The organism is Streptomyces sp. SID5464 (assembly GCF_009862985.1).
Lineage (GTDB): Bacteria > Actinomycetota > Actinomycetes > Streptomycetales > Streptomycetaceae > Streptomyces > Streptomyces chartreusis_D.
In genome coordinates this window covers 1-1,026 of the sequence record NZ_WWIQ01000028.1, presented here as the reverse complement: position 1 = coordinate 1,026, position 1,026 = coordinate 1, and the positions used below count along the sequence as shown (strand labels likewise).

Annotated in this window: 1 protein-coding gene; it reads right to left on the bottom strand. The window is 71.1% G+C overall.

The window, feature by feature from the left end; all coding sequences use genetic code 11:
- Window positions 1-1,026, bottom strand: a 1,026-nt coding sequence (locus tag GTY47_RS18805; protein ID WP_010048961.1) for a polyketide synthase dehydratase domain-containing protein, incomplete at both ends; no start/stop codon positions are given.

Here is a 1,026-nt window from a genome sequence, read left to right as displayed (position 1 = left end):
CCGCCCGTGAGCGCCCGCACCAGCCTGGGCGCGTGGAGCTGTCCATCCCGCCAGGCCAGCTGCGGCTCACCGGACACCGACAGGGCCTTCAGCAGGGCATCCGTGTCTGCGTGTTGGTGGGGGTCGAGGTCGAGGAGGGTGAAACGGTCGGGGTGCTCACTCTGGGCGGTGCGAACCATGCCCCAGATCCCGGAAGCTGCCAGGTCCACCACGTCCGCGCCCGCATCCGGGCCCACACCGGTGTCGACGGCCACAGCGCCCCGGGTCACGACGGCCAGCCTCGCCCGGGCCAGCCGGTCCTCGGCCAGCCACGCCTGCAACGCCGCAAGCACCGCAGTGCTGACTTCGGTCACGTCCCGGTCCCGGCCCGAGACCGGCAACACCACCACCTGCACGGAGGCGGGAACGTCTTCCAGGTCCGTGACGGCCGGCAGACCCCAGGTGTCTGCCTCGCCGCTGTCCTGGGGCCTCCACACGATGGTGTCGGCGGGCTGGGGTGTGTCGGGTGTGGGCAGGGCGGGCCAGGACAGGGCGAACAGTCCACGCGCCGCAGCCGTCGAAGTCGAGGAGGGCTGCAGTTCCGCCGGGTCCAGGCGGCGGGCGGTCAACTGCTCGACCACCGCGAGGGGTTCACCGGCCACGTCGTAGAGGTCCATCCGCACACTGCCCTCACCCAGCGGGGTGATCCGCACCCGGGCGCGGGTCGCGCCGGTGGCCAGCAGACGCACACCGTTCCAGGCGAACGGCAGCCACACCCCGTCCTGGTCCAGCACCTTACTGAACTGCAGCAGATGCGCGGCCGCGTCACACAAGGCCGGATGCAGCCCGAACCGGGCCGCCTCCTGCACTACCGATTCCGGTAATGCGATCTCCCCGTAGACCGTGTCCCCCAGCCGCCAGGCCGCCCGCACACCCTGGAACACCGGCCCATAGCCATAACCCCGCTCAGCCAACTCCCCATACAAGCCGCTGACATCAATCACCCCAGCACCCACCGGCGGCCAGACACCGACAGGCGGCACCTCA